Raw genomic sequence first — 25,210 nt, 5'->3', positions numbered from 1 at the left:
AAAGGAAGCCTTTCGGCTTCCTTTTTTTGTTGTACGCTTTGCCCAAATCAGCAAGAGCGCTGGCATATCGAGCCTTAATACGGCTTGGCGTCGTGGGCTACTTCTTCGGCTTGCGCCACGGCTTCGGAGGCTTTGCTTTCGTTGGCTTGCGTTGCGCCTGCCTGACCGCTGCGGGCATTTTGCAGGCCTTCGGCTAAGCGGCGGCCCCAATCGGCGTCGCAGTTGGTGCACAGCTCCACCATTTTGTCGCTCACCTTGCGGTCGGCGTTGGCCAGGGCTCCTACCATGTTGTTAATCAGGTCGTCACGCTCCCAATCTTCGTGCAGACGATAGCGCTCACCGGCTTGCTTGAAATTGTTGGTACGGTCGATGGTTTCGCGCAACAAACGACCCGTGTACTGCGGCGTGTGATCAGGGAAAGAGCGAGGTGCTTCTTTCAGCCCGTTCAACGACGATGGCTCGTAGTTGATGTGGTTGTTCTGGCCCGGCGCCGCATCCACGTGATACGCCATCTGGCCATCGCGCTGGTTGGTGGCTACGTGCTTTTTGGGCGCGTTGATGGGCAACTGCAAGTAGTTGGTGCCCACGCGGTAACGCTGCGTATCGGAGTACGAGAAAGTACGGCCTTGCAGCATTTTGTCGTCCGAGAAGTCGAGGCCGTCGACCAATACGCCCGTGCCGAATGCGGCTTGCTCTACTTCGGCGAAGTAGTTTTCGGGGTTTTTGTTCAGCGTCATCTTGCCCACGGGCAGGTGCGGGAACTGATCTTCGGGCCAGATTTTGGTGTCGTCCAGCGGATCGAAGTCTAGCTCGGGATGCTCGTCGTCGCTCATGATCTGCACGCGCAGCTCCCACTGCGGGAAGTTGCCTTTGGCGATGTTATCGAACAAATCCTGCGTGGCGTGGTTGAAGTTTTTGGCCTGGATGGCTTCGGCTTCGGGCTGCGTTAGGTTTTTGATGCCTTGCAGCGGCTCCCAGTGGTATTTCACCAGCACGGCTTCGCCTTGGGCATTTACCCATTTGTAGGTGTTCACGCCCGAACCCTGCATCTGGCGGTAGTTAGCCGGAATGCCCCAGGGCGAAAACAGGAACGCCACCATGTGCATGGCCTCCGGCGTGTTCGAGATGAAGTCGAAGATGCGCTCGCCGGTTTGGCGGTTGTGCACCGGGTCGGGCTTCTGCGAGTGAATCAGATCCGGAAACTTCATGGCATCGCGGATGAAAAACACCTTCAGGTTGTTGCCCACCAAGTCCCAGTTGCCGTCTTCGGTATAAAACTTCACCGCAAAGCCGCGCGGGTCGCGCAGGGTTTCGGGTGAGTGGCCACCGTGGCCTACCGTGGAGAAGCGCACGAATACCGGCGTTTCTTTGCCGGGTGTGTTAAACAGTTTAGCGCGGGTGTACTTCGCAATTGGCTCGTCGCCTACTTTGCCGTAGGCTTCGAATACGCCATGCGCACCGGCACCACGAGCGTGTACTACGCGCTCGGGCACGCGTTCCCGGTCGAAATGGCTGATTTTTTCCAGGAACTGATAGTTCTCCAGCGTTGCCGGGCCGCGGTTGCCCACGGTGCGCAGGTTCTGGTTGTTGGTAAGCGGATGGCCCTGACGCGTGGTGAGGGTCTGGGCGCCTTCGCCGGCAGCCGTGCGCTGGTCGTGCGAAGTGCCGGCGCCAGTACTGGCCGTGCCTGTGCCGTCGCCGGTAGCATGTCCGTTCTGAAGGGGCTTCTGGTTGTCGTCCATGATCGTAAGTGGGTGTTGTGTACCACTAATATACTAGCAACCTACGTGAAGGTTTACCCGTTATATAGCACCATTTTTTTGTGCTTGGCGCTTAACGTAGCGCCTTTTCTTGCCCAAATAGCTAACTATCTTACTATCTGATAGTTAGTCATAAACACGGTCTATGCCTGTATAACAAAATTTTATAGAGCTTATGCTGTATAAAATTGGCTTGCCGCGGGGCTTGAGCAAATGGCAAGTTGGCACGTGCAAGCCGCGGTAACTTATTGCTGTTGAATAGCCTTTAGCTTGCTCCGGAGAACCCGAAAATCAGTGGCCGCGCGACAACAGCGCAATGCCGACCACAATTAGGACAAGGCCCACTCCTTGCGGCCACGTCAGAGACTCGCGTAACAGTACCAGACCCAAGGCGGCAGTGAGCAGCACCGAACCGCCCACCAAGACGGGCGTGCCCACGGACGAGGGTACGCCGCGGCTGAATACCACAAACGTGAGGATTTCGGCCAGCCCCACCCCGGCGCCCGCCAAAGCGGCCAGCAGCAATCCCTTACTGGTTACGGGCAACGGCTGGCCTTGCAGCTTTAGCTTTAGCAGCCAGGCCGCGCCCAGTCCGGCAGCTACAATTTGCAGTACTACTGCCCCCACAGCTGCCGGTATGTAACCGGATGCCAGCTTGATAAAGAAGTTATACAGCGCCAGGCAAAAGGCCGCCAGCAGTGCGAGGAAATACCAGGGCATACCGTTGGATAAACTACTTAAGCCGTTCCAGCAGATCGCGCTGCAAGTGTTGCCAGTCGGCGGCGTTGTCGCTGCCGGCCCAGTGCTCCTGCAACGCCGACTCCTTTAAGATAGCTTTGACCGCGCCGCGCGCCAATTCCAGCAGATCCTCGCTCTCATCGGTATCCATCTTCACGATCACCGGAATCAGATCGACGGGCAAATCCTGGGCGGGCTTGCCCATCACGGCCGCAATGATTTCCGCCGCCGCCAAAGCCTCACTGGCGGCATCGGCGTCGATGTGTTCTTCTTCTTCCGCCACGGCGGCGAGCGCTTCCAGCAGAACGGCCTCGTTTGGGTTATCGCGAAAGTCTTCGGCGAAGTCAGCCGCGGCATCGTTGTCGAAATTGTGGTAGCCCCAGGTAGCCATATGCGGGAGTGGTTGGTGAATACTAGGCTGATACGTGAAAACGACAAGCAGTGCTGAGCCTTGTTGCAAGGAAACAGGTTACTGGTACTGACGGCACTGACAGCGGTGGGCCTTACCTGAATTTTTCCTTCAGCAACTCGATTTCTACCGCGGGCGCAACCTTCTCATACAGAATGCGATACGCAGCCAGAGCAATCGGCATGTTCACCAGCAGCTTTTTGTTGAGCTCGTGAATGCTTTTCACGGCGTAGTAGCCTTCGGCCACCATGTTCATTTCCAGCTGCGCCGACTTCACCGAATAGCCCCGCCCGATCATGCTGCCGAACGTGCGGTTGCGCGAAAACTGCGAATACGCCGTCACCAGCAGATCGCCGAGGTAGGCCGAGGCCGACAAGTCGCGCGGCTGCGGATTAACGGCGTGCACAAAGCGCCGAATTTCCTGCACGGCATTGCTCACCAGCACGGCCTGAAAATTGTCGCCGTAGCCCAAGCCGTGGGCAATGCCGCAGGTCAGGGCAATGATGTTTTTCATCACGGCGCAGTACTCAATTCCGTCCAGATCCAGCATGGGCGACGCCTTCACATAGCGGTTGCGCAGCAGCTGGCAGAAGTCCTCAGCCAAGGCCATATCCCACGCGCCAATGGTCAGGTAGCTTTGCTTTTCCAAGGCTACTTCTTCGGCGTGGCATGGGCCGGCCACAATGCCCAGCCGCTCGTGGGGCAGCCGAAAACGCTCGGCTACATAGTCGGTAACGAGCACGTTTTTGCTGGGAATCATGCCCTTGATGGCCGAAATAACGCGTTTGTGCTTCAGGTCGTCGCGGTCAAGCTTCTCGAGGGCATTTTGCACAAACGCGGCGGGCACGGCCAGCACCACCCATTCCGCAGCCTCCACCACTTCCTCCAGATCAGACGAGGGAAGCACTTTGTCCAGATCGAAGGCGACCGACGAAAGGTAGCGTGCGTTGTGGCGGGTACGCAGCAAGTGCTGTACATCCTCTTTGTGGCGCAGCCACCAGCCTACCTGGGCCCCGTTTTCAGAGAGAATTTTGGTTAATGCTGTGGCCCAGGAGCCACCGCCAATCACGGCGATCTTGGACATATAAAAAGGGGTAATTTCTGCTTTTGCAGCCTCAGAGGCCAGCGCTTTTAGGTTCTTAACTTTTTCAGCCTTGGTACCAAGCTGGCTACTGATCGCCAGAATAGTACGGCCCTCCAGAAAGCATGGGTTTCTATCTAGGCTCCGCTAAAGTACTACCTACGGCAGCATCTTAAAACTTATGCGGCCTGCGCAAGGCTCTGAGGTGCCTTATTTAATGATTTTTATTACTCCAACTACCAACTGGTTGTACTCGGTAATTTCCGGTCGATGCGCATCCCTTCTACCCTATTTAGTTCTTGGGTAGTAAGGTATTATGTTCTGTACTAAAGACTTAGAATATCATTTTTTTAACCGCCACAGTACTTCGCAGTATGCTTTCTGCGGTTTTGCCCGGATGGTTTTTTCTAAATATAGTTTTATTGTAACTCGATTTAATAGCACTCTCCAGCACTGTTTGTTCAAAAAATCCTGTAATATCCTCTATACATCCAAGATTTTAGTATCTTTGAAACTACAAGATTGCGCCAAAGATTTTTTGCTTTCCTTAAGGAATGTTTCACAAGGTCTGAGCTCGTTCCGGGCCGGTACATCTTTTTACTTGGCTTGCTATTGCTTGATTGCTTAAACTATCAGAAACTACACTGTTAAATCCCTGAATGTGAGAAAATTACTAGTCACCGGGTCGTCGGGCTTAATTGGGTCGGAGGTTGCTGTTCATTTTGCAGAGCGCGGGTGGCAGATATATGGTCTTGACAACAACCAGCGCGCCGTTTTCTTTGGGCCGCAGGGCGATACCCGCTGGAACCAAAGCCGGCTGGCCATTCAGCTCGGTAGCGCGTTTCACCACCACGAGCTTGATATCCGTGACCGCCAAGGCGTCCTGAAGCTTTTAAAAGACATTCGGCCCGATGCTATTGTGCACACTGCGGCACAACCTTCTCACGACCGCGCCGCGGCCATTCCCTTCGATGATTTCGACACCAACGCTATCGGTACGCTCAATTTGCTGGAGGCCGTGCGCCAGGCCTGCCCCGAGTCGCCTTTTGTGCACATGTCGACTAACAAAGTCTACGGCGACCGCCCGAACACCATCACCCTGACCGAGTTGGAAACCCGCTGGGATTATGCTGACCCAGACTACGCCGACGGCATTGCCGAAAGTTTTTCCATCGACCAGTCGAAACACTCGCTTTTTGGGGCTTCCAAAGTAGCCGCCGACGTGATGGTGCAAGAGTACGGCCGGTATTTTGGCATACCAACTTGCTGTCTCAGAGGCGGTTGTCTTACCGGCCCGAATCACTCCGGCGTTGAGCTGCACGGGTTTCTGAGCTACTTGGTGAAATGCAACCTCGAAGGCCGCGAATACAAAGTATTTGGCTACAAAGGCAAGCAGGTCCGCGACAACATTCACTCCCACGATGTGGCCCGCTTCATCGAGGCCTTCATCAATACCCCGCGCGTAGCGGAAGTGTATAACCTAGGCGGCGGCCGCGCCAACTCCTGCTCGATTTGGGAAGCCTTCAAGCTCGTGGAAAAGTTTTCCGGCAAGTCTCAGGTGTACACCTACGTCGATGAAAACCGCATCGGCGACCACATCTGCTACATTTCCAACCTCGCCAAGATGCGGGAGCACTATCCGTCGTGGGATATCTCCGTTTCCTTGGAAGAAACCGTGCACCAGATTTACAAAGCTTCTAGCCAGCGAATAGAACAGCTGAATTAAGATTCTTATATTTCTGATTACCAATCCGTTACAAATACCTGCTCTACCACACCTGCAATCCGTACTAAAATGAACGAAGTAATAGAAGTTTTGGGCAAGCGCGAGCAGTTTCGGGACCACTATTGGCTCAATCGCGATCCCATTCTGAAAGACCGCCTGTTGTGGCGGGCCCAATCGTTCCGCCACCTAATTCATCTATTACCCGGCCAATCCATTCTGGAGCTGGGCTGCGGGCAGGGGTTGCTGACGCCCAAGCTGGTGCAGGTTTCCAGGGGCGAGAACCCAATCACTTCGGTCACTTTTTTAGAAGCCCTGCCCCAAACACCCGAAGAGTCTGGTAACGTGGAGTTTATGAGCTTAGCAAACTCCACTGAGCAATTGGAAGGGCGCGAGTTCGACTTCATTATCGCCATGGATTTGCTCGACAAATCCAACTGTTCCTGGCTGCTTCAGCAAGCTTACAAATTGCTCAAGCCGGGTGGCGAGATTATTTTTTATGAGAGCAATCCCTGGAACCCATTCCTGAGAATCAACCGGGTCGTTTCCGGCCTGTTGGGCAAAAAAGACCAACGGCGCCTGATCAGTCGCCCTGATTTGTACGAATTGATCTCCGAAATTGGCTTTGTGCGGGTGTTCTCGGTGTTCAATGACTTTGCCTACGCTCCGCTCACGGCCAACGGCTCGTGGTTTCTGCAAAACATATCGATTCTGCTGGAAAATATGCCCTTCGTGCGCACGTTGGCCGGCTCCATCCTGCTGCACGCCCAGAAACCACCGCGCACCGTACCACTGCCGACGGTCTCTCTATGCGACCATCCGGAGTTATATAATGCTGTGTCCGTGGTAGTTCCCTGCCACAACGAAGAAATGAACCTCCGGCCGCTGGTGAGCCGGCTCCTGGACCTGTATGGCGATTACCTGTACGAAATCGTGCTCGTGGACGACAACAGCCGTGACAACACGAAGCAAGTGATTACCGAGCTGGCCGAGCAATACCCGCTGATTACGCCGGTGTTCCGCACTCCACCCAACGGCGTCGGCCGGGCCATTATGGACGGGTACCGGGCCGCTACAGGCAAGTACATTTTGTCCATGGACTGCGATTTTCAGCATTTATTGCCCGATCTACGGGATATTTTCGACGGCGCAGCCGAAGGCTATGATGTGGTGATTGGCAGCCGGTTTTCGCGGCGCAGCGTGTTGCTGAACTATCCCTTCCAAAAGATTGCGGCCAACCGCGGGTTTCATTTCCTGGCGCGCATCATCTTGCGCACCAAATTCCGCGACGTAACCAACAACCTGAAATTACTTCGCCGGGAAGTCGTGGAGAAGATGGAGCTAACTCAGCCGGGCTTTTCAATAAACGCCGAAACCGGGTTGCTGCCTATTCTGATGGGATTTACCTTCAAGGAAGTGCCTATTTCCTGGATCAACCGCACGCCCGATATGGGTGTCTCCTCTTTTAAACTAGTGAAAGTAGGTGGTGGCTATTGGCAGGTATTATACCGGCTTTGGATGAAGAAAATGTTTAAGAATAAAGAATATTATTCTGCTACGACCTTAGGAAAATCAAAAGGCTTAGTAGCAGAAAAAGCAACCTTATAGACTAAATATATCTATTATAATTTTGATGGTTTTACATCAGAAAAGAAATGGAAATTAAAGAAATAAGCAGCAGGGCTCCAAGGGAGCAAGGACTATTAAAAAAATCATTGTCTAATAGTAAAGAATCAAAATTAACGCACTGGGATTATACAATACTAGTTGCGTCTATAACTGGGTTGCTATTAAGCTGTATCATTATATCCTCCAAAAAGTATTTTTGGACGGATGAGTTGTTTTCGTACTACATGACGTCGGAGCCCTCGCTGGGGCGCATGCTGGCCGCCTTCCACGACAAGCTCAACAACACGCCCCTGCTCTACTTCCTGCTCGGCTGGGGCTGGGACAAGCTGTTCGGCTCCGCCGAACTCTCCCTGCGCCTGTTCTCCTCGCTGGGCATGGCCGCCGCCCTGCTGCTGACCTGGGCCACGCTGCGCCGCACCTACGCGCTGTGGGCCACGGCCACCGGCACCCTGCTCGTCTTCTGTACGTCACAAGTAATTCTTAATCAGAATGCTGAGGCGAGGATGTACGGGCTATTTCTGGCGCTGAGCGCAATGGCTTTCCTGCTCTACGATAACTTCTACAGAAACACCACAATTTCATATAAATTTCTGATAATCAATGCGTTAGTCCATGTAGCCATTATTCATACGCATCTGTTTGGGGGCTTCTACAGCGGGGCCATTTTGGTGGCTTTTTTCGCCACCGACAGAGTGCTGAAGCTTTATCGGCCCAAACTTTACCTCACCATACTACTAAGCTGGATATCAGTTGTTTTCTATCTCCCTTCTTTCCTCATTCAAGCCGATGCCGGCAAACCCCGCACCTGGATTCCGGCACCTGACTTCGTCGACTTATTGGATATCTATAACCTAACCAAACCTACTTGGATCGGCAGACGCTTTTTACTTTTTATTGCGTTGGTATTGTTCATCTATTTAATAAGAAAAGGCAATATCAAGAAATTAATTAAAAACATAAATATTTTAAATACTGAAATACCTGTTTTGATTTTTGGGTTTTGCTTACTCATCGTCCCAATTGCTATATGGATAATTTCCCTAACCATAAAACCTATATTCTATGATCGCTACATGATTCCCAGTGCTATTGGCTGGGTAATTTTGTTTTCCTTTGTCGCCTCCAAAACTGTATTTAGCAAAAAAAATATTTCCGCTATCTCAAATAATCCTGCGCTTTTATTAGCACCTATTCTTGCATTAACTTTTACGGTTACGTATCCGATAATATTTGCAAAAGGATTTAGAAAGCAAAACTACCCCGGCACAACAGACATGCTACCTGAGATTGCCAAGAAGTATGCACACCTTCCGAAGGTTGTAACTTCTTCGGGCACTTTTTTAGAGCGCAATTATTATGCTCCCGATAGACTAAACTATTTCTTTATTCTGGATTGGAAATCTGCAGTTGACCCCAATAGCGGCACCTTCCCTCCGCAATCCTACAAACATATGGAGGCCTGGAAACGCAATTTTCCGCAGTTTTTCCAAGACAATGTCGTAACCAGCGAAGACTTCCTCAGCCACCACGATCGCTTTTTGGTAATTGATTATCCTGATTATCTTAAAAGATGCCCATTGAAGCACGCCGGATTGCACGTCACCGATTTATGGACTAATTATTTAGAATGCCCCCAGTGGGTTGAAGTGCGTTTGTTAAACGATAAAAACTACAAAGTAACTTTTCTCAGTAATGAATACTGGTTTTCCATCCTGTTGGTTGAAAAGATAAAGCCTAATTTATAGCACATATTAATTATTTTAACCATGGCATCCGGCATCAAAGAATCTAGAGGTTAATGAAAGAAAGTATACTCCCCCCTTTAGATAAGAAAACTATTCTGAAGCCTGTTAGCCAAGGTACTTCCATCAATAAGTGGGAATATTTGTTGCCTGGAGCCGCAGTAGCCTCCTTACTACTAAGCTGCGTCATAATATCTTTTAAAAAGTACTACTGGAACGACGAGTTGTTTTCGTACTACATGACGTCGGAGCCCTCGCTGGGGCGCATGCTGGCCGCCTTCCACGACAAGCTCAACAACACGCCCCTGCTCTACTTCCTGCTCGGCTGGGGCTGGGACAAGCTGTTCGGCTCCGCCGAACTCTCCCTGCGCCTGTTCTCCTCGCTGGGCATGGCCGCCGCCCTGCTGCTGACCTGGGCCACGCTGCGCCGCACCTACGCGCTGTGGGCCACGGCCACCGGCACCCTGCTCGTCTTCTGTACGTCCAAGGTGATCCTTAACCAGAATGCTGAGGCGAGGATGTATGGCTTGTTTTTAGCCCTTAGCGCTCTAGCAATTTTATTCTACGATACTTATTATAGGAACCAAAAGCTTTCGAATAAACAACTATTGCTCAATTTCTGTGTTCACGCAGCCATTATTCACACGCATCTGTTTGGGGGCTTCTACAGCGCCGCTATTCTACTGGCCTTCATTATAACTGACAGACTATTAAATATTTACCGCCCTAAGCTCTATCTATCCATACTACTAAGCTGGATTACTTTCGTCTTTTACCTGCCTTCTTTTCTTATTCAAGCCGACGCCGGCAAGCCCCGCACTTGGCTACCCAAGCCTAATTATCTAGATTTATTAAGTATATATAATATAAAAAACGCAAGGTTCATTGACAAGTATTTTCTAATTGGCTTCGTAATGATCATCGCCTTTTTCCTTCTCTTGCAGATAACCAAATCAAAGGCGGCATTCATCAGGAATCTAAAAATTAATTATTCTGAACTTCCTATCTTAGTAATAGGGTCGATTCTTATTCTGGTTCCCTTTGCTATATGGGTAATATCCCTAACCATAAAGCCTATATTCTATGACCGCTATATGATTCCTAGCTCCTTAGGTTGGGTAATTTTTATCGCATTTATATTTTCTAAAATCCCCCCGGTACAGGCTGGGATTTCAAAAGAAAGAGCATTTAGTATTATCTCTATTATTTCCCTGATATTTATATGTCTACTTATTATTCATCCATTAAGCAAGGCTTATTCCTTTAGAAAACAGAACCGTCCTGGCGCTGCTGATATGACGTCTGAAATAGGGCGTAAGTATGCCTCTCTGCCCAAAGTAGTTACGTCGGCAGGTGGGTTTTTAGAGCATAATTTTTACGCCCCCGATAGACTGAACTATTTCTTTATTCTGGATTGGGAAGCTGCAATAGATCCTAACAGTGGCAATTTTCCCCCTCAAGGATATAAGCATATGGAGGCCTGGAAACGCAATTTTCCGCAGTTTTTCCAGCATAATGTCGTAAGCAGTGAAGACTTCCTCAGCAAGCATGACCGCTTTCTGGTCCTCGACTACCCCGACTATCTGAAGAAATGCCCGGTAGATCGTCCGGATAACCGGTTAATTTTCTTGCAGGAGAAAGAAGATATTGACTGCCCACAGTGGGTTGAGCTACGACTATTAAAAAACAAAAATTATAAAGTCACTTTTCTAAGCAACAAGAATTGGTATTCGATTTTACTGGTTGAAAAGCTGAAATCTCCTAATCAATAGCACTTAACAGCTGTCAGCACCAATAAAAAAGCCAGCGCAAAATTGCGCTGGCTTTTTTATTGGTGCTGACAGCTGTTAGCTTAACTCGAAGAATCCTCTTTCAACGCCGCTTTGTTGATGGTCTTGGCATCCTTAACGACTACGGCTGTGCCATCTTTCAGGCTTGTTTTGGAAGCGGGGTTCAGCACTTGGAAAGGGCCGCTCACCACTTCATCGCCAGCTTTTAAGCCACTGAGAATCTCGATGTTGGCGAAGTCGCTGATGCCGGTTTTCACGGTAGTCATTACGGCTTTGCCGTTGCGCACGACAAATACCACCTCCTGTATGTCGGGTTTGGCAGCAGGCTTAGCAGATGACTCCGGAGCAGCTGGAGCGCCCCGACTGACCCGCACGCCTCCACCCTGCTGTGGACTACCCGCACCGGGCAGCAAAGTGCTGTCGATGCGGGTAGTGACGGCGGCCAGTGGCACACTTAACACGTCGTTTTTGCGGTCCGTAATGATGTCAACGGAGGCCGTCATGCCGGGGCGAAACGGCACTACAGTGCGGCCGGCTACGGTACGCAGGAGGTGACGGTACGACTCAGGCAGCAACCGAATCCGCACCTCAAACTCAGTTACCGCTTCGGCCGTTAGGGCATCCTTAGCGGTGTTAGCAATGCTGGTCACGATGCCCCGGAACTTCTCGTCCTTGCTGGCATACGCGTCCACCTCTACCTCTACCGAATCGCCAAGGTTCACACTGCTCACGTCGTTTTCGTTCACATTCACGCGTACCTCCATCGAATTGAGGTTGGCAATGCGCATGATTTCGGTACCGGCCATTTGCGAAGTACCTACCACGCGTTCGCCTTTTTCCACATTCAGTTTCGAAACCGTGCCACTTACGGGAGCATATATCGTGGTCTTATTCAAGTTCTTGCGGGCTTCTTCCAGCGAGGCCTGCGCACTAGCCACGTTGCTTTGCGCGGCCCGGATGCTCTGGCGGGCGCTGTTTAGCTCTTCCTGACTGGCATCGTAGGCGGCTTTGCTGGCTTCATAGTCGGCCTGCGAAATCACCTTTTGCTTGTAGAGCGACGCGTTGCGGCGGAAGCTCAACTCGGTCTGCCGGGCGTTGGCGATCAGCTGTTGCAGGCGGGCCTGCGTCTGGGCCACGTTGGCCCGCTGACTGCCCACCACGGCCGACTGCTGATTCACCATAGCTTGGTAGTTATCGGGGCGAATGCGCAGCAGCAGTTGGCCTTTCTTGACCGAATCGCCTTCGTGCACATACAGCTCGATAATCTCGCCGGATACGTCGGGCGAGATCTTCACTTCGGTTTCGGGCTGCACCTTGCCCGAAGCGCTCACCTTCTCCACAATGTCGGCGGCGGCTGCCTTCGACACAATCACCTCTTTACCAGCAGGTTGACCTATCAAGCCTTTCTTTTTCGCGACAACAAAGCCCGCTAGCCCCACGGCCAGGATAATCAGCAGAATGTAGAGTAAACGATTGTTTTTCATGCTTGCTAAGGGAGGAGAAACCAATGTACGCTTCGGCGGGAAAGCGCGGAAAGTTAGGAAATGAAAAGCGAGAAACGACAACAAGGCGTGCCAAAGGTCGCCGCGGTACGGCTGGTCCTTCGGCACGCCTCATGTAGCGCGTGTAAGTTGTTAGAGAGCAAGGGGTTTGCCTTGGTAGAAGTCCAGCACTTTCCGGCGGAAGATGAACTCGTATTTGGCCTGAATCATGCTCGACTCGGCGGCCGTCAGGTTGTTTTTGGCGATGTTGAACTCGGTGCCGTTGAGCAAGCCGTTGTTGAAGCGAATCTCGGCGTTGCGATAGGCAGCGCCCAACGATTCGGCCTGGCGCTTAGAGGCAGCATACTTCCGCTGGGCAGCCAGGGCATCGGCGTAGGCTTGCTGAATGTTTTGCCGCAAGGTCAGCCGTGTTTGTTCGGCCCGCAGCTCAGCCTGCTTCACCCCGATTTGCGCACGCTGTACGTTGGTACGGGCCTGAAAACCATTAAGAATCGGGATGCTCAGGTTGAACTGTAGCTGCTTGCCCAGGTTGTCCTTGATCTGGTTGCGGAACGCGGAAGGCAACTGCTCATACACCGCCTGTTTGGGCGTCAGCACAGCGTAATTGGTCCGGCCGTATGCCCCTGTGATCGGGTCGCGCTGGAAGACCGGCACCGGCTGGCCCGAAATGGAGTCGCCGGTGGCAATGGGCGTAATACGCGCCGAGGAATAACCAGTAAAAATACCCGCCCCAAACGTTAGGCGCGGATAATAGGCACCGCGGGCCACTTCCACGTTGCGGGACGAGCTTTGCACGCGCAAGTCGGCGGCGCGTACCTGCGGCTGTAGGCCCAAAGCGGTTTGGAAAGTAGCGTTGGGGTCTTCGTTGAACACCGTTTGCTCATCGGGATCGGGCAAATCGGGCGTGACGATGGTCAGCGCGTTGGTAGCGGCCGCATCGAGGTTCATCAGCTGCGCCAGCTGCAAACGGTACAAGTCGCGTTGGTTCTGCGACGTGATCAGGTTCAGCTCGTCGGTGGCCTGTTGGGCCTGAATATCAAGCAGATTGCTTTCGGCTACGCTGCCGGCTTTCAGCAGCTTTTCGGTGCGTTCTACCTGTTGGCGCGTGCTGTTGAGCCGTATCTCGTTGGTGCGCGTTAGCTCCTGGGCCAGCACGTACTGCAGAAACACCGACGCCACGTTCAGCGACAGATTATTGCGCGCTTCCTCGATGTCGCCTAGGCTGGCCTGATAGTCTAAGGTATTGCGCTTGATAGCGTTACGCAGCTGAAAGCCCGAGAACAACGTCACCTGCGTCGAAGCCGAAAAGTTATTCGACCGCGTGGTCAGGTTCTGGAAGACGTTGGTCAGCGGGTTGATGCTGGTACCGTAGTTCCAGGATTGGCTGGCGTTGGCGTTGGCCGTCGGCAGCAGGGCGCCCCGGCTTAGGCGCAGCGTGGCATCCGTTAGCTCGGCCGACAGCTGGCTTTGCCGCACGTTCAGGTTGTTTTGGAGCGCATAGTCTACGGCCTGTTGCAGCGAAAGCGGCCCGGTAGGCGTGGCAATGGGCACCGAACCAGCCGGCGGTTGCGCCGGCGACGTGGTCTGGGCGGCTGCGGGAAAGCCCAGGCCCAGCAGCAGCAGCGCACTGGCACTCGCTGCAGCAATTTTATTCCGAAGCGGAGTAGGCATTGTTTTCATGGCGAAGATTCGGTTGCTGGTTGACAGAATGGGAGTGCCAAGGTAAGACCATGGCCCCAGCACTTTTATATATATTTGATTATCAATTACTTACAAAAACTAATTAATTGTCGGAATATAGATCACCCGGTGCACCCAGCTCAGCTGGCGCAGGTATTCGAGGGTGATGTCTTTCAGGCCCGAGTCGATTTCGATGAACTGCCGCGCCACGTCGTTTTTGCCTTTGCGACTCACAAACATGGTGGCGATGTTGCAATCGTCGTGGGCAATGACCGAGGCGATGAAGGCAATGGAGCCCGTCCGGTCGTCGGCATCCACAATGAGCGTGTGCAGCGAGGCCGAAAAATCCGACGGAAAGCCGTCGACTTCCACAATGCGAATCACGCCCCCGCCCCGGCTTTGCCCGATCACTTCTACTGCGTGGCCCGTGCGCTCGTCGCGTAGCTGCAATTTGATGGTGTTGGGGTGCATCGTGGAGGCGTTGCCCACGCTCTGGAACGTGTATTGCAAGCCGGCTTCCTTGGCGTAATCGAAGGCTTCGCGGATGCGCTTGTCGTCGGTGGCAAAGCCCAACAGCCCCGCCACAATGGCACGGTCGGAGCCGTGGCCTTCGTAGGTACGGGCAAAAGAATTATAAAAAGTAATAGTTGCGTGCGTGGGCAAAGAACCCAGGATGCGGATAGCCGCGCTGGCAATGCGCACCACGCCGGCGGTGTGTGAACTGCTCGGCCCAATCATCACGGGACCGATCATATCGAAAATGCTGCTTTTTTCCGCCATAAGACGCGGTAAAGGTAAAAAAAGTGGAGACAAATGCAACACCCAGTAGCTGTTTATACCTACTAGTGATTCCTCCCAAATATTAGCATTTTCTAGTAGATGCAGCTTTGGGGCTGGGGGTTGCCTCGGCCGCCCAATTTGGCGGGTTTTTCGTTCTTTGTGCCCGATATCGCACCATCCTTTCTGTGTGCGCCGAATTACCCCCGCCATGCTCAACTCCCCCGACGAATTCTCACCCGAAATTCTGGCCCAACTTCGCCGCTTGCAGCAGAAATATGCCGCCGACGGACAGGACCTGGCTGCCTACCTCGAAGGGCTGTACTACGCCGACTACGTTAATTATTGGGACTACATCGAGCTCGATACGCTCCTCTCCTTGCAACGCCCGCTGACAACGATCCCCGACGAGCGCATTTTCATTATGTATCACCAGATCACGGAGTTATACTTCAAACTCTGCCTCTGTGAATACGAGCAAATCGGGGGGCTGCAACAGCCGACGGTGGGCGAGCTGGTGCTGCGCATCGGCCGCATCAACCGCTATTTCGAGAATTTGATCGACTCATTTGATGTAATGGTCGATGGCATGGACAAGCAGCAGTTCCTGCAATTCCGCATGGCCCTGATGCCGGCTTCGGGCTTTCAGTCGGTGCAGTACCGCATGATCGAGATTGCTTCTACCTCCCTCGATAACCTCTTGGACAAGGAAAAGCGCCGTCTCCTGGGCGAAGCCGCCGCCTACGACGAGCTGATGGGCTGCATCTATTGGAAAGCTGGTGCCACCATCGAAGAAACCGGCGCCAAAGCCCTCACCCTCATTCAGTTCGAAGAAAAGTACACGCAACAGCTCACTGCCCACGCCGCCGAATACAAAGACCGTAACGTGTGGAGCGTATTGCAGCGCTTACCACTTGAAGATCAGCAACATCCGCGCCTGTTGCGCCAGCTCAAGCAACTCGACGTGAACGTAAACGTCAACTGGCCGCTGATGCACTTCAAATCCGCGGTGCGTTACCTCGAGCGCGACCCGACCGCCATTGCGGCCACCGGCGGCACTAATTGGAAAAAGTACCTGCCTCCCAAGTTTCAGAAGCGCATTTTCTACCCGCAGCTGTGGAGCGCGCAAGAAATGGAGGATTGGGGAAAAGGTTGGGTGGAAAGCATTTTGGAAGATGTGCGATCAAAATAATACAGATGCTGCAATTGTGTCTACTGGCTAGGGGCTCTGCCCCGCACGATCAGACATAGTATTAGAAAAATGAAATTGATAAAAGCACTTCTTATACTCAGTACACTATTTTACTCCTGTGATTCTAGCGAGAGCATTAGACGAGAAACCCGGCAGAGTATAACAGCACATAAAGCGTTTATACATAAGCTAGCTTTTAGCGGCCATATTAGGGGGAAAATCCATTGCAATGAATGCCGAAATAATAAATACCAATTTATTATTTTATTAAAAGAGATTAACCCTAAATTTATTCCACTTGGTAACCTAAGTTTTCAGCCATATTATCTTTTTAATTCAAATAATCAATTAACAATAAGTGTTGTTAATACCTTTTATAATCATGCTCACGTAGGGCGATCTATTGAAAAACATGCCAATACAGATTATGTATTTATAGGAAATCAGAAGTTCAAGTTAATAAGTGATGAGGAATATGAATGGTTACCTAATTGAGTCCTTATTTGTCTCTACATTTCTGCTCAACTAATCCCTCCCACCCAAGCCCTTCATGAAAAAACTTGTATTTCCGTTGCTGCTGTTGCCTTTCCTAGCGCCGGCGCAGGCCGTAGACTCGACTTGGTTTGTGCAGCACTACACCAAAAAGGAAGTCTACATCCCGATGCGCGACGGCGTGCGGCTGTTCACGACCGTGTACGCGCCCAAAGACCAGGCCGAGAAGCACCCCATTCTGATGAAGCGCACGCCCTACTCCTGCGCTCCTTACGGCGAGAAGGACTACTACCCCTACTGGCGCATCTACCAAAAAGAATATGCCAAGGAAGGCTACATTCTGGTGACCCAGGACGTGCGCGGGCGTTGGATGAGCGAGGGCCAGTACGAGAACATCCGGCCCTTTAACCCGAATAAAAAGAAGAAGGAAATCGACGAGGCTAGTGATTCGTATGACACTATTGAGTGGCTGGTCAAAAACCTGAAGGGTAACAACGGCAAGGTCGGCGTGTTCGGCATTTCCTATCCGGGCTTTTATTCCACGATGGCGGCGGCCAGCAACCACCCGGCGCTGAAAGCCGTGAGTCCGCAGGCGCCGGTGACCAACTGGTTTATCGGCGACGATTTTCACCACAACGGCGCTTTCTTTCAGATGGACGCCTTTGATTTCTATTCGGCCTTGGGCGGCGGATTTGGAGCGCCGCACCCCAAACCTACCGCCGTAGCGCCGCGTTCGGTGGGCTACAGCATCCACGACAACTACCGGTTTTACTTGGAGGAAGGCACCCTGGCCAACCTGGCCAAGCGCATGGGCGACAGCGTGAGCTATTGGAAAGACCTGTACGCCCACCCCAACTACGACCAGTTCTGGCAGACCCGCGACGCCCGCAACGCCACCAAAAATCTCAAACCCGCCATGCTGTGGGTGGGTGGCCTGTTTGATGCCGAAGACAACTGGGGCGCGTGGAACGCCTACCTCGCCGCCGAAAAAAACAACCCCGGTAAGGAATTCAACAAGCTCGTGATGGGCCCGTGGTTTCACGGCCAGTGGTCCACCAACGACGGCACGCATTTGGGCAACGTGCAGTTTGGCTCCAACACGGCCGAGTGGTACCAGCAAAACATCGAAATCCCGTTCTTCAATTTCTACCTGAAAGGCAAAGGCAGCGCGGCCAACATCGCCGAAGCCAACATCTTTTTGTCGGGCGCCAACAAGTGGACGACTTTCCAGCAGTGGCCCCCTAAAGAGAAGCAAGACAAGGAGTTATACTTACAGAACAACGGTGCCTTGAGCTGGACCCAGCCCAGTAACGCCGAGGGCATGAGCGACTACGTCAGCGATCCGGCCCACCCCGTGCCCTACACCGAGGACGTACACTTCAGCCGCACGCGCACCTACATGACCGACGACCAGCGCTTTGCCGCTCGCCGGCCGGATGTGCTTGTCTTCCAGACCGATACCTTGACCAGCGACCTCACCGTAACCGGCAATGTAGTGGCCGACCTGATGACGAGCATCAGCACCACCGACGCGGATTTTGTGGTGAAGATCATCGACGTGTTTCCCAACAAATTTTCCTATTCGGCGGCCGACCTCGACAGCGGTTATCCGCTGGGTGGCTACCAGATGCTGGTGCACGGCGAAATCATGCGCGGGCGCTACCGCAACAGCTACGAGAAGCCCGAGGCCTTCGTGCCGAACAAGGTCACGGAAGTGAAATACAAGCTCGGCGACATTGCGCACACCTTCAAGAAAGGCCACCGCGTGATGGTGCAGATCCAGAGTTCGTGGTTTCCGCTGGCCGACCGCAATCCGCAGAAATTCGTGGACGTTTACCACGCTACGCCCGCTGATTTTCAGAAAGCGACCATTGATATTTTCCACAACAAAACGGCCAGTAGCAAAATCATCTTGCCTGTTTTACAATAGCCTGATAATCATATAGTTAAATAAACAGGCCCGGTAGGGGCTGAAGTGGCGCGATAGTTTGCGTTGCTTCAGCCCCTACCTTGCTTATAGACCGCAGCACCAGACAGTTATGCTCAAACGCTACTCCTCCTTTTTGCTCCTGACCGCGCTGGCCATGAGCTTGGCCGTGTCTTCGCAGGCCCAGGTAAAAGCTTTACGTTTTGGCCGGTTAGTCGACGGCCGCGGACACGTCTTGCAGGATGCCGTTGTGCTGGTAGAAGGCGAACGAATAGTGAAGGTAGGAACGGGCGCCAGCGCCGTACCGGCCAATGCGCAAGTCGTTGATCTGCGGGCATATACCGCTATTCCGGGAATGATCGACGCGCATACCCACATGACGTTTTACTGGGACAAAACGCCAGGTTCGCGGCCGTGGGCTCAGCTTGGCAGCCTGGGGCCGGCCGTGACGGTGTTTTTGGCGCAGGAAAACGCCAAAAAGACGCTCGAAACCGGCGTTACGACCGTCCGCGACCTGGGCTCTTTCGACAACATGGACTTGGCCATGCGCGACCTCATCAACCGGGGCGCCATGGTGGGCCCACGCATGTTTGTGGCTGATTATGGGCTGCACATCAACAGCTCGCCTTACAAACCCGGCGCCACCCCCGATCCCGGCCAGGCCGACGGCGTGGAGCAAGTGCAACGCGTGGCCCGGCAGCAACTCGCCTCGGGTGCCGACTGGATCAAAATGTACGGGTCTACGGGCAGCGACCAAGATGTAACCGGCTTTCAGACATTCACTTACGAAGAGATGAAAGCTGCCGCCGACGTTGCGCATAAAGCCGGCAAACGTATTGCCATTCACACCTACGGCCCCGATGGCGCCCGCGACGCCGTGCGCGCCGGCGCCAACACCGTGGAGCACGCCACCGACATGGACAAAGCCACCATCGCCGACATGGCCCGCCGCGGCACGATCTACGTCCCTACTGTCGATCACAACCGGTATTATGTGGCTCACAAAGAGGAATTTGGCTACGATTCGGCCGTCGTCAACCGCCTGAACAAGTACATCGCCCGCAACTTCGAAACGCTGCGGCAAGCCGTGAAAGCCAAGGTCAAAATCGGGATGGGCTCGGATGCGGTCTTTACCGGCTTTGGCGAAAACACCCGCGAGCTGGAGTGGTTTGTGAAAGCCGGCATGACGCCGGCCCAAGCCCTTGCCACCGCCACTACCACGGGCGCCGAGATGCTGGGCCTCGAAAAGAGCCTGGGCGCCATTGCCCCGGGCTACTACGCCGATATTGTGGCCGTCGCCGGCGATCCGCTCACCGACATCAACGTGGTTATCAACGGTGTCAAATGGGTAATGAAAGGCGGCCAAGTCGTTGTTGACAAGACGCCTGCCGCTTCTTCAGCAAAATGATATAAGTTGATTTCGGTCAATAGGTTACTTAAAAGAACTTCCGTTTGCCTTTTAATCAGACTGGCCCGACAAGCGCTACTTCAGTAGCGCTTGTCGGGCCAGTCTGATTTGAGCTTAGACGCTGGTGTTACATTGTTGATTTACCAGCGCTGGACACCGTAAAATCAACTTCTGTATTCTCCCACAGCATCGAGACCTTGCCTGATTTGTCGAGGTTGATGGTGAAGACTTCCGTGGGTTGAGCGGTTTTCTTGGGCTTTACTTTAACGCGCAGGGCATCCTGGGCAGCATCGTATTTGAAGGCGCCCCACTGGTCGGCGGTCTTGTTGAAAATGACCGTCCACTCGGTTTCGCCGGGGATGGTAAACAAGGCGTATTTGCCCGCGGGCAGCGCCTGGCCTTCAATCTTGACGTCTTTGCTCGTCTCAAACGTAGTGGCTTCGTTGGCGCCAGTGCGCCACACCTTGCCGTAAGGCTCCAGTCCGCCAAAAATCTTGCGGCCCTTCATCGAGGGGCGGCTGTAGTCGATGCTGACGTTGGCAGCACCCACCATCGCCGACACCTTAGCGGGCGGACTGGGGCGCTTGCTTTTGTCTTCCGGCGCCTTGGTCGTCTGGGTTTGGGTGGTTGTCGTTTGGGTAGTGCTGGTTTGGGCGTGGCTCTGCACGGAGCCCAGCAGCAGCGCCGCCGAGAAAGCAGCCAGCCATAATTTTGCGGTTCGGTTTTTCATGCGCGTGGTGGGGTAAGGTTTGAGATGAGCTAATGAAGCAACGCAACGCTTCTTTTGTTGCTGAAAGTATCTGATTTTCTTCACTTTTGCTCGCGTCGCCACTGCTGGGCGGGTCGCTGAACGCCGATGTTGGAAACTTTCCGGACGGCAACGGGTAATACCAGGCAATCAGCACTCATTCGGGCGCGGGAGTGCCGGTTAGTGGCTACCGCGTTTCTAATCCCTTCCTTTCATGGCAGCAAAACTTTTCAGCCCCCTGCGCCTGCGCGGGCTTGAGCTTAAAAACCGCATTGTAGTGTCGCCGATGTGCGAATATTCCAGTCAGGATGGCTTTGCCAACGACTGGCATCTTGTCCATTTGGGCAGCCGGGCCGTGGGCGGCGCCGGACTTATTATTTTCGAAGCCACGGCCGTGTCGCCGGAGGGGCGCATCACCCCCGACGACCTCGGCATCTGGAAAGACGAGCACATTGAAATGCTCAAACGGATCACGTCCTTTATCGAATCGCAGGGCTCGGTGGCAGGCGTGCAATTGGCCCACGCGGGCCGCAAGGCCAGCACCAGCAGCCCGTGGAAAGGCGGCGTGAAAGTACCGGAAGACCAAGGCGGCTGGCAAACCGTCGCGCCCAGCGCCCTTCCGTTTTCCGATGCGTATCCCATGCCAGTGGCGCTCGACGAAGCGGGCATCCAGAAGGTGCTCGACGACTTCCGGGCCGCGACGAAACGGTGTTTACAGGCGGGGTTTAAAGTCATTGAGATACATGCCGCCCACGGCTATCTGCTGCACGAGTTCTTTTCGCCCCTGAGCAACCAGCGCACCGACCAATACGGCGGCTCGTTTGAAAACCGCATCCGGTTGCTGCTGGAAGTCGTGGCAGCGGTGCGTGAAATATGGCCCACCGACCACCCGCTGTTCGTGCGCATCTCGGCCACCGACTGGACTGAAGGCGGCTGGTCCATCGAGGATTCCGTTGCGCTTGCCAACGTCTTGAAAACCAAAGATGTCGACTTGATCGATGCCTCTACCGGCGGCAACGTACCCAATGCCCGCATTCCGGTCGGCCCCGGCTACCAGGTGGAATTTGCCGCCCGCATCCGGCAGGAAACCGGCATCCCGACCGGAGCGGTTGGCATCATCACCGACGCCCAGCAAGCTGAAACCATCCTGGAGAACAACCAAGCCGATCTGATCATCATGGCCCGCGAGTTTCTGCGCGACCCGTATTTCCCGCTTCACGCGGCCCAGGAACTCGGCGCGGACGTGCCGTGGCCCGTGCAATACGAACGGGCCAAGCGCCATAAGTAACTGACTACAAATCACTTAACAACTTAAATCAGTCATCACTTCGCTAAACGTCCGTCCTTCTCCTGCTGTGCTCAGAAGGCTGGGCGTTTGTTTAATAGCGAGCAAACATATTTCTTGCGAGTCGCAGTAACAGCAAAAGCATCTTAGCCTCAGCGATAATTATTGCATTGAAGCTTCAAATCCTATTTCACATGGAAGAATTTTTATCTGCACCAGAAATTAAAAGAGTTAAATTTTTAGGGCTTTATCAAGCCTTAAGCGGCGCTTTAGGTATATTTATAACAATTTGGGCACTGGCTCAGACAGAAATAATCACTGGAATTGTTCTCGCAATGATCATTACAATGCTAAGTTTTTATTCTTTTTCTATTTATGCGGGCAAATTATTAATAAATGATAGATACGAAGGGCTTCTGATTTCAATGATCAATCAATCGATTCAGATTCTCAATCTTTCGTTTGCGGGAATGTCATATAAATTTGTATCAGGTTCGGCTTTCTTTATTAATCTAGATTTAACAAAAAGCTTATCAATAAAATTTGAATTTAATTTCCCTACTTTCCTTTTGAGTTATAATAGAAACTATGAATTATCTGTTTTCGGCGTAAATATTGTTGCGATTATTCTGCTGTTATCCCTTAATAAAATAAGAGAAGGAATAAAGGAAAAACGTCAGCTTCAAGTTGCTCAATCAGCTTTGTAATTTCCACAATACGGTCGAGCTTTAGGATTTCCTATTTGCATGGTAAGCTGTCGACGACCATCTTTGCAACCATAACGTCAAAACCCGGTTTTTTCGGGGATGCTTTATACAGAAGAAGGGAGAGATCAGGCTCTGTGAACTTCTAGCAACCTACCTTGAGCTAAGGTGCTAATTCCTGCCTAAAATTGTTTAGGAACTATAAACCAGCGCTTTACATGCAAACCCCAGCGGTTTTTTCAGTTGCCTCTCCCCTCGCCCGAACCCAACACGCGTTGTTCGGCGGAGACTTCTTCGTTCCTACAGCTTCCTGTTGCTGTTGTTGCTAACTCTGCCATTCCAGCGTCGGTTGGTGTAGCACAGGCTCCTCTTTACAATTGCTAAGCAGCACGGACTGAGCCTTTTGTGGCCCTTTGCCCCGCACAGGTTGCAGCCAAAACCAGCGCCCGACAAAACTTTCCCGCTGGGAATTTCCTTTTACTCCTTTCGATACGAATTCTTTTATTTATCTAACTAATTGACAATCAGTTAGTTAGATAAATACTCTCCTGTAATTTCTCAGATTACCAACTACCTATATGTCCACTTACTCTTCCGAAAAGCCGATTGGCATTTATTACGAGCATCCTGAGTGGTTTAAGCCGCTGTTTGCCGAGCTCGACCGTCGGGGCATTGCCTACGAAAAGATTGATGCCGCCTACCATATGTTCGACCCTTCCGAAGAGGAAAGCCGCTACAGCTTGGTGGTCAACCGGATGAGCTCGTCAGCTTACCTGCGCGATCATGGGCAGGGCATCTTCCATACGGCAGGCTTCATGACGCATCTCGAGCGGTTGGGCGTGCGCGTAATCAACGGAACGGTAGCGTCGAGCATCGAAACCAACAAGGCTCGCCAACTCTCGCTTTTGACGCAGCTGGGACTGAAATATCCCAAATCGCGGGTGGTAAACCACGTTTCGCGCATTCCGGATGCGGCGGCTGAGTTGCAGTTCCCGCTGGTAGTGAAGGTAAACATCGGCGGCAGCGGCGCGGGCATCATCCGCTTCGACACGCCGGAAGGCTTGCAGCAGGCCGTGGAAGCCGGCAGCATTGATCTGGGCATCGACCAAACGGCTCTGGTACAGGAGTTTGTGGCGCCGCGCGGCGGTCACATCACCCGTGTAGAAACCTTGGATGGCAAGTTCCTCTACGCCATGAAGGTGTTCACGACGGGTGAAAGCTTCAACCTCTGCCCTGCCGAAATCTGCCAGATTCCAGACGAGATCACCGAAGGCGACTTCTGCCTTACCGAAGCGCCCAAGAAAGGCATTCAGGTGGAAGCCACCACGCCGCCCGCCGAAGTAATTGAGGCCGTGGAGCGTTTGGTAGCCGCGGCTAAAATCGACGTGGGCGGCATCGAATACCTCGTAGACGACCGCAACGGCGACGTGCTGTTCTACGACATCAATGCCCTCTCCAACTTCGTAGCCGACGCCGTAAACGTGGTGGGTTTTGACCCGTACGCCCGCTTTGTGGACTACTTGGAGCAAGAACTGGCTAAGAAGTCGGAATCTCAACTCGCCACCCAAGAAGCTTAGAATCATGCAGTTCGGATATTGGCTTCCCATATTTGGCGGTTGGTTGCGCAACGTGCCCGACGAAGGCATGAGCACTTCCTGGGACTACGTGCGCCAGCTGGCCCAGCGCAGCGAAGAGTGGGGCTATAGCCTCACGCTCATCGCGGAGCTTTACTTAAACGACATCAAAGGCCAAGAGGCGCCGGCCCTGGAAGCCTGGTCGACGGCGGCAGCGCTGGCGGCGGTGACGAAGGAGTTGGAAATCATGGTGGCCGTGCGGCCTACTTTCCATAACCCCGCGTTGCTGGCCAAGCAAGCCGCCAACATCGACCTGATCGCGCCGGGTCGCTTGTCGCTGAACGTGGTGTCGTCGTGGTGGCGCGACGAGGCGACCAAGTACGGGCTGCACTTCGAGGAGCACGACGATCGCTATGCCCGCACCAAGGAGTGGCTCGACGTACTGACCGGCGTGTGGGAAAAAGACCATTTCACCTACGAAGGCAAGTACTACAACGTCACCGACAACGTACTGCAGCCCAAGCCGGCCAAAAAGCCTTTCCTGTACGCCGGTGGCGAATCGGAAGCGGCTAAAAACCTGATTACCACCCAGTGCGACGGGTACGTGATGCACGGCGACTCACCCGAGCAGATCGGCAAGCGCATCGCCGACATGCGCCGCCGCCGCGAGGAAAAAGGCTTGCCGCCCATGAAGTTTGGCGTGGCCGGCTACTCCATCGTGCGCAACTCGGAACAGGAAGTAAAGCAGGAACTCGACCGCATCACCAACGTGCAGGCTTCGGCGGCTGGCTACGGCAACTACCAGCAGTGGCTGGCGGGCACGCAACTAGAGCAGCAAGTGTCCTTGCAGGATTACTCGGTGTCGAACCGCGGCCTGCGCACCGGCCTTACCGGCACGCCCGCCCAAATCCAGGATCGCATCGCGGCCTTTGAAGAAGTGGGCGTTGATTTCTTCCTGCTCCAGACCAGCCCGCAACTGGAGGAAATGCAGCGGTTCTCGGAAGAGATTATCAATGTATTAGCTTAAGTATTTCATAATCAGATACTTA

The 25,210-nt window shown here is 53.2% G+C and carries 19 protein-coding genes and 1 riboswitch; of the genes, 11 read left to right on the top strand and 8 right to left on the bottom strand.

What is annotated here, in order from left to right:
• Nucleotides 1–74: 74 nt before the first annotated feature.
• The 4 genes from FHG12_RS18405 to FHG12_RS18390 all read right to left on the bottom strand — a co-directional run bounded on the left by FHG12_RS18405 (nt 75) and on the right by FHG12_RS18390 (nt 3,991).
• Nucleotides 75–1,742, bottom strand: a complete 1,668-nt coding sequence (locus FHG12_RS18405; protein WP_139517170.1) for a catalase — start codon at nt 1,740–1,742, stop codon at nt 75–77.
• Nucleotides 1,743–2,051: 309 nt separating this feature from the next.
• Nucleotides 2,052–2,480 carry an EamA family transporter gene (locus FHG12_RS18400; protein WP_139517167.1) on the bottom strand — a complete coding sequence of 143 codons (429 nt, stop codon included), beginning with the start codon at nt 2,478–2,480 and terminating at the stop codon, nt 2,052–2,054.
• A 13-nt stretch (nt 2,481–2,493) separates the two neighbouring features.
• On the bottom strand, nt 2,494–2,889 hold the full coding sequence (locus FHG12_RS18395) for a DUF4259 domain-containing protein (protein ID WP_139517166.1): 396 nt from the start codon (nt 2,887–2,889) through the stop codon (nt 2,494–2,496).
• 112 nt (nt 2,890–3,001) lie between these two features.
• On the bottom strand, nt 3,002–3,991 hold the full coding sequence (locus tag FHG12_RS18390) for an NAD(P)H-dependent glycerol-3-phosphate dehydrogenase (RefSeq protein WP_139517164.1): 990 nt from the start codon (nt 3,989–3,991) through the stop codon (nt 3,002–3,004).
• Between the two features lie 658 nt (nt 3,992–4,649).
• On the opposite strand from FHG12_RS18390, the gene FHG12_RS18385 reads away from it, so the two are divergent.
• The 4 genes from FHG12_RS18385 (at nt 4,650) to FHG12_RS18370 (ending at nt 10,854) form a co-directional block, all read left to right on the top strand.
• Entirely contained in the window at nt 4,650–5,714 is a 1,065-nt protein-coding gene (locus tag FHG12_RS18385) for an NAD-dependent epimerase/dehydratase family protein (RefSeq protein WP_139517162.1), read from the top strand.
• 69 nt (nt 5,715–5,783) lie between these two features.
• Nucleotides 5,784–7,319 (top strand): glycosyltransferase, encoded by a 1,536-nt coding sequence (locus FHG12_RS18380; RefSeq protein ID WP_139517161.1) that lies wholly within the window; start codon nt 5,784–5,786, stop codon nt 7,317–7,319.
• A 245-nt stretch (nt 7,320–7,564) separates the two neighbouring features.
• Nucleotides 7,565–9,085 carry a glycosyltransferase family protein gene (locus FHG12_RS18375; protein WP_165699451.1) on the top strand — a complete coding sequence of 507 codons (1,521 nt, stop codon included), beginning with the start codon at nt 7,565–7,567 and terminating at the stop codon, nt 9,083–9,085.
• A 53-nt stretch (nt 9,086–9,138) separates the two neighbouring features.
• Nucleotides 9,139–10,854 carry a glycosyltransferase family 39 protein gene (locus FHG12_RS18370; protein WP_139517158.1) on the top strand — a complete coding sequence of 572 codons (1,716 nt, stop codon included), beginning with the start codon at nt 9,139–9,141 and terminating at the stop codon, nt 10,852–10,854.
• An 80-nt stretch (nt 10,855–10,934) separates the two neighbouring features.
• Here the strand turns inward: FHG12_RS18370 and FHG12_RS18365 are convergent, their stop codons facing one another.
• The 3 genes from FHG12_RS18365 to sdaAB form a co-directional block, all read right to left on the bottom strand.
• Nucleotides 10,935–12,356, bottom strand: coding sequence for an efflux RND transporter periplasmic adaptor subunit (locus FHG12_RS18365; RefSeq protein WP_139517156.1), 1,422 nt, complete (start codon nt 12,354–12,356; stop codon nt 10,935–10,937).
• A gap of 150 nt (nt 12,357–12,506) precedes the next feature.
• Nucleotides 12,507–14,045: a TolC family protein gene (locus FHG12_RS18360; protein ID WP_165699450.1), complete on the bottom strand. Its 1,539-nt coding sequence runs from the start codon at nt 14,043–14,045 to the stop codon at nt 12,507–12,509.
• 108 nt (nt 14,046–14,153) lie between these two features.
• A complete protein-coding gene (gene sdaAB, locus FHG12_RS18355) occupies nt 14,154–14,834 on the bottom strand; it encodes an L-serine ammonia-lyase, iron-sulfur-dependent subunit beta (protein ID WP_139517152.1) in 681 nt (226 codons plus the stop codon).
• Between the two features lie 208 nt (nt 14,835–15,042).
• Here sdaAB and FHG12_RS18350 point away from each other — a divergent pair, with 208 nt between their 5' ends.
• The 3 genes from FHG12_RS18350 (at nt 15,043) to FHG12_RS18340 (ending at nt 19,850) form a co-directional block, all read left to right on the top strand.
• Nucleotides 15,043–16,023: a tryptophan 2,3-dioxygenase family protein gene (locus tag FHG12_RS18350; protein ID WP_139517912.1), complete on the top strand. Its 981-nt coding sequence runs from the start codon at nt 15,043–15,045 to the stop codon at nt 16,021–16,023.
• 550 nt (nt 16,024–16,573) lie between these two features.
• Nucleotides 16,574–18,445, top strand: a complete 1,872-nt coding sequence (locus FHG12_RS18345) for a CocE/NonD family hydrolase (protein WP_139517150.1) — start codon at nt 16,574–16,576, stop codon at nt 18,443–18,445.
• A 109-nt stretch (nt 18,446–18,554) separates the two neighbouring features.
• The gene (locus FHG12_RS18340) at nt 18,555–19,850 is read left to right on the top strand and encodes a metal-dependent hydrolase family protein (RefSeq protein ID WP_139517148.1); all 1,296 of its coding nucleotides are present in this window, start codon (nt 18,555–18,557) and stop codon (nt 19,848–19,850) included.
• A gap of 127 nt (nt 19,851–19,977) precedes the next feature.
• Here FHG12_RS18340 and FHG12_RS18335 read toward each other — a convergent pair whose 3' ends face one another.
• The gene (locus tag FHG12_RS18335) at nt 19,978–20,580 is read right to left on the bottom strand and encodes a DUF2911 domain-containing protein (RefSeq protein ID WP_139517147.1); all 603 of its coding nucleotides are present in this window, start codon (nt 20,578–20,580) and stop codon (nt 19,978–19,980) included.
• A 232-nt stretch (nt 20,581–20,812) separates the two neighbouring features.
• Between FHG12_RS18335 and namA the strand changes: the two genes are divergently transcribed.
• The 4 genes from namA to FHG12_RS18315 all read left to right on the top strand — a co-directional run bounded on the left by namA (nt 20,813) and on the right by FHG12_RS18315 (nt 25,188).
• Nucleotides 20,813–21,886 (top strand): NADPH dehydrogenase NamA, encoded by a 1,074-nt coding sequence (gene namA, locus FHG12_RS18330; protein ID WP_139517146.1) that lies wholly within the window; start codon nt 20,813–20,815, stop codon nt 21,884–21,886.
• 191 nt (nt 21,887–22,077) lie between these two features.
• A complete protein-coding gene (locus FHG12_RS18325) occupies nt 22,078–22,590 on the top strand; it encodes a hypothetical protein (protein WP_139517145.1) in 513 nt (170 codons plus the stop codon).
• A 101-nt stretch (nt 22,591–22,691) separates the two neighbouring features.
• Nucleotides 22,692–22,795, top strand: a riboswitch (SAM riboswitch).
• 370 nt (nt 22,796–23,165) lie between these two features.
• Nucleotides 23,166–24,164 (top strand): ATP-grasp domain-containing protein, encoded by a 999-nt coding sequence (locus tag FHG12_RS18320; protein ID WP_139517143.1) that lies wholly within the window; start codon nt 23,166–23,168, stop codon nt 24,162–24,164.
• Nucleotides 24,165–24,168: 4 nt separating this feature from the next.
• Nucleotides 24,169–25,188 (top strand): LLM class flavin-dependent oxidoreductase, encoded by a 1,020-nt coding sequence (locus FHG12_RS18315; protein ID WP_139517141.1) that lies wholly within the window; start codon nt 24,169–24,171, stop codon nt 25,186–25,188.
• The last annotated feature ends 22 nt before the right edge of the window (nt 25,189–25,210 follow it).

Source organism: Hymenobacter jejuensis (assembly GCF_006337165.1).
Lineage (GTDB): Bacteria > Bacteroidota > Bacteroidia > Cytophagales > Hymenobacteraceae > Hymenobacter > Hymenobacter jejuensis.
Note: the sequence above shows the minus strand (reverse complement) of the source record. Positions and strands in the feature narration are given on the sequence as shown.

Coding starts and splice junctions, on each gene's coding strand:
- FHG12_RS18405 (WP_139517170.1), bottom strand. CDS start 1,742: ATGGACGACAACCAGAAGCCCCTTCAGAACGGACATGCTACCGGCGAC.
- FHG12_RS18400 (WP_139517167.1), bottom strand. CDS start 2,480: ATGCCCTGGTATTTCCTCGCACTGCTGGCGGCCTTTTGCCTGGCGCTG.
- FHG12_RS18395 (WP_139517166.1), bottom strand. CDS start 2,889: ATGGCTACCTGGGGCTACCACAATTTCGACAACGATGCCGCGGCTGAC.
- FHG12_RS18390 (WP_139517164.1), bottom strand. CDS start 3,991: ATGTCCAAGATCGCCGTGATTGGCGGTGGCTCCTGGGCCACAGCATTA.
- FHG12_RS18380 (WP_139517161.1), top strand. CDS start 5,784: ATGAACGAAGTAATAGAAGTTTTGGGCAAGCGCGAGCAGTTTCGGGAC.
- FHG12_RS18375 (WP_165699451.1), top strand. CDS start 7,565: ATGACGTCGGAGCCCTCGCTGGGGCGCATGCTGGCCGCCTTCCACGAC.
- FHG12_RS18370 (WP_139517158.1), top strand. CDS start 9,139: ATGAAAGAAAGTATACTCCCCCCTTTAGATAAGAAAACTATTCTGAAG.
- FHG12_RS18365 (WP_139517156.1), bottom strand. CDS start 12,356: ATGAAAAACAATCGTTTACTCTACATTCTGCTGATTATCCTGGCCGTG.
- FHG12_RS18360 (WP_165699450.1), bottom strand. CDS start 14,045: ATGCCTACTCCGCTTCGGAATAAAATTGCTGCAGCGAGTGCCAGTGCG.
- sdaAB (WP_139517152.1), bottom strand. CDS start 14,834: ATGGCGGAAAAAAGCAGCATTTTCGATATGATCGGTCCCGTGATGATT.
- FHG12_RS18350 (WP_139517912.1), top strand. CDS start 15,043: ATGCTCAACTCCCCCGACGAATTCTCACCCGAAATTCTGGCCCAACTT.
- FHG12_RS18345 (WP_139517150.1), top strand. CDS start 16,574: ATGAAAAAACTTGTATTTCCGTTGCTGCTGTTGCCTTTCCTAGCGCCG.
- FHG12_RS18340 (WP_139517148.1), top strand. CDS start 18,555: ATGCTCAAACGCTACTCCTCCTTTTTGCTCCTGACCGCGCTGGCCATG.
- FHG12_RS18335 (WP_139517147.1), bottom strand. CDS start 20,580: ATGAAAAACCGAACCGCAAAATTATGGCTGGCTGCTTTCTCGGCGGCG.
- namA (WP_139517146.1), top strand. CDS start 20,813: ATGGCAGCAAAACTTTTCAGCCCCCTGCGCCTGCGCGGGCTTGAGCTT.
- FHG12_RS18325 (WP_139517145.1), top strand. CDS start 22,078: ATGGAAGAATTTTTATCTGCACCAGAAATTAAAAGAGTTAAATTTTTA.
- FHG12_RS18320 (WP_139517143.1), top strand. CDS start 23,166: ATGTCCACTTACTCTTCCGAAAAGCCGATTGGCATTTATTACGAGCAT.
- FHG12_RS18315 (WP_139517141.1), top strand. CDS start 24,169: ATGCAGTTCGGATATTGGCTTCCCATATTTGGCGGTTGGTTGCGCAAC.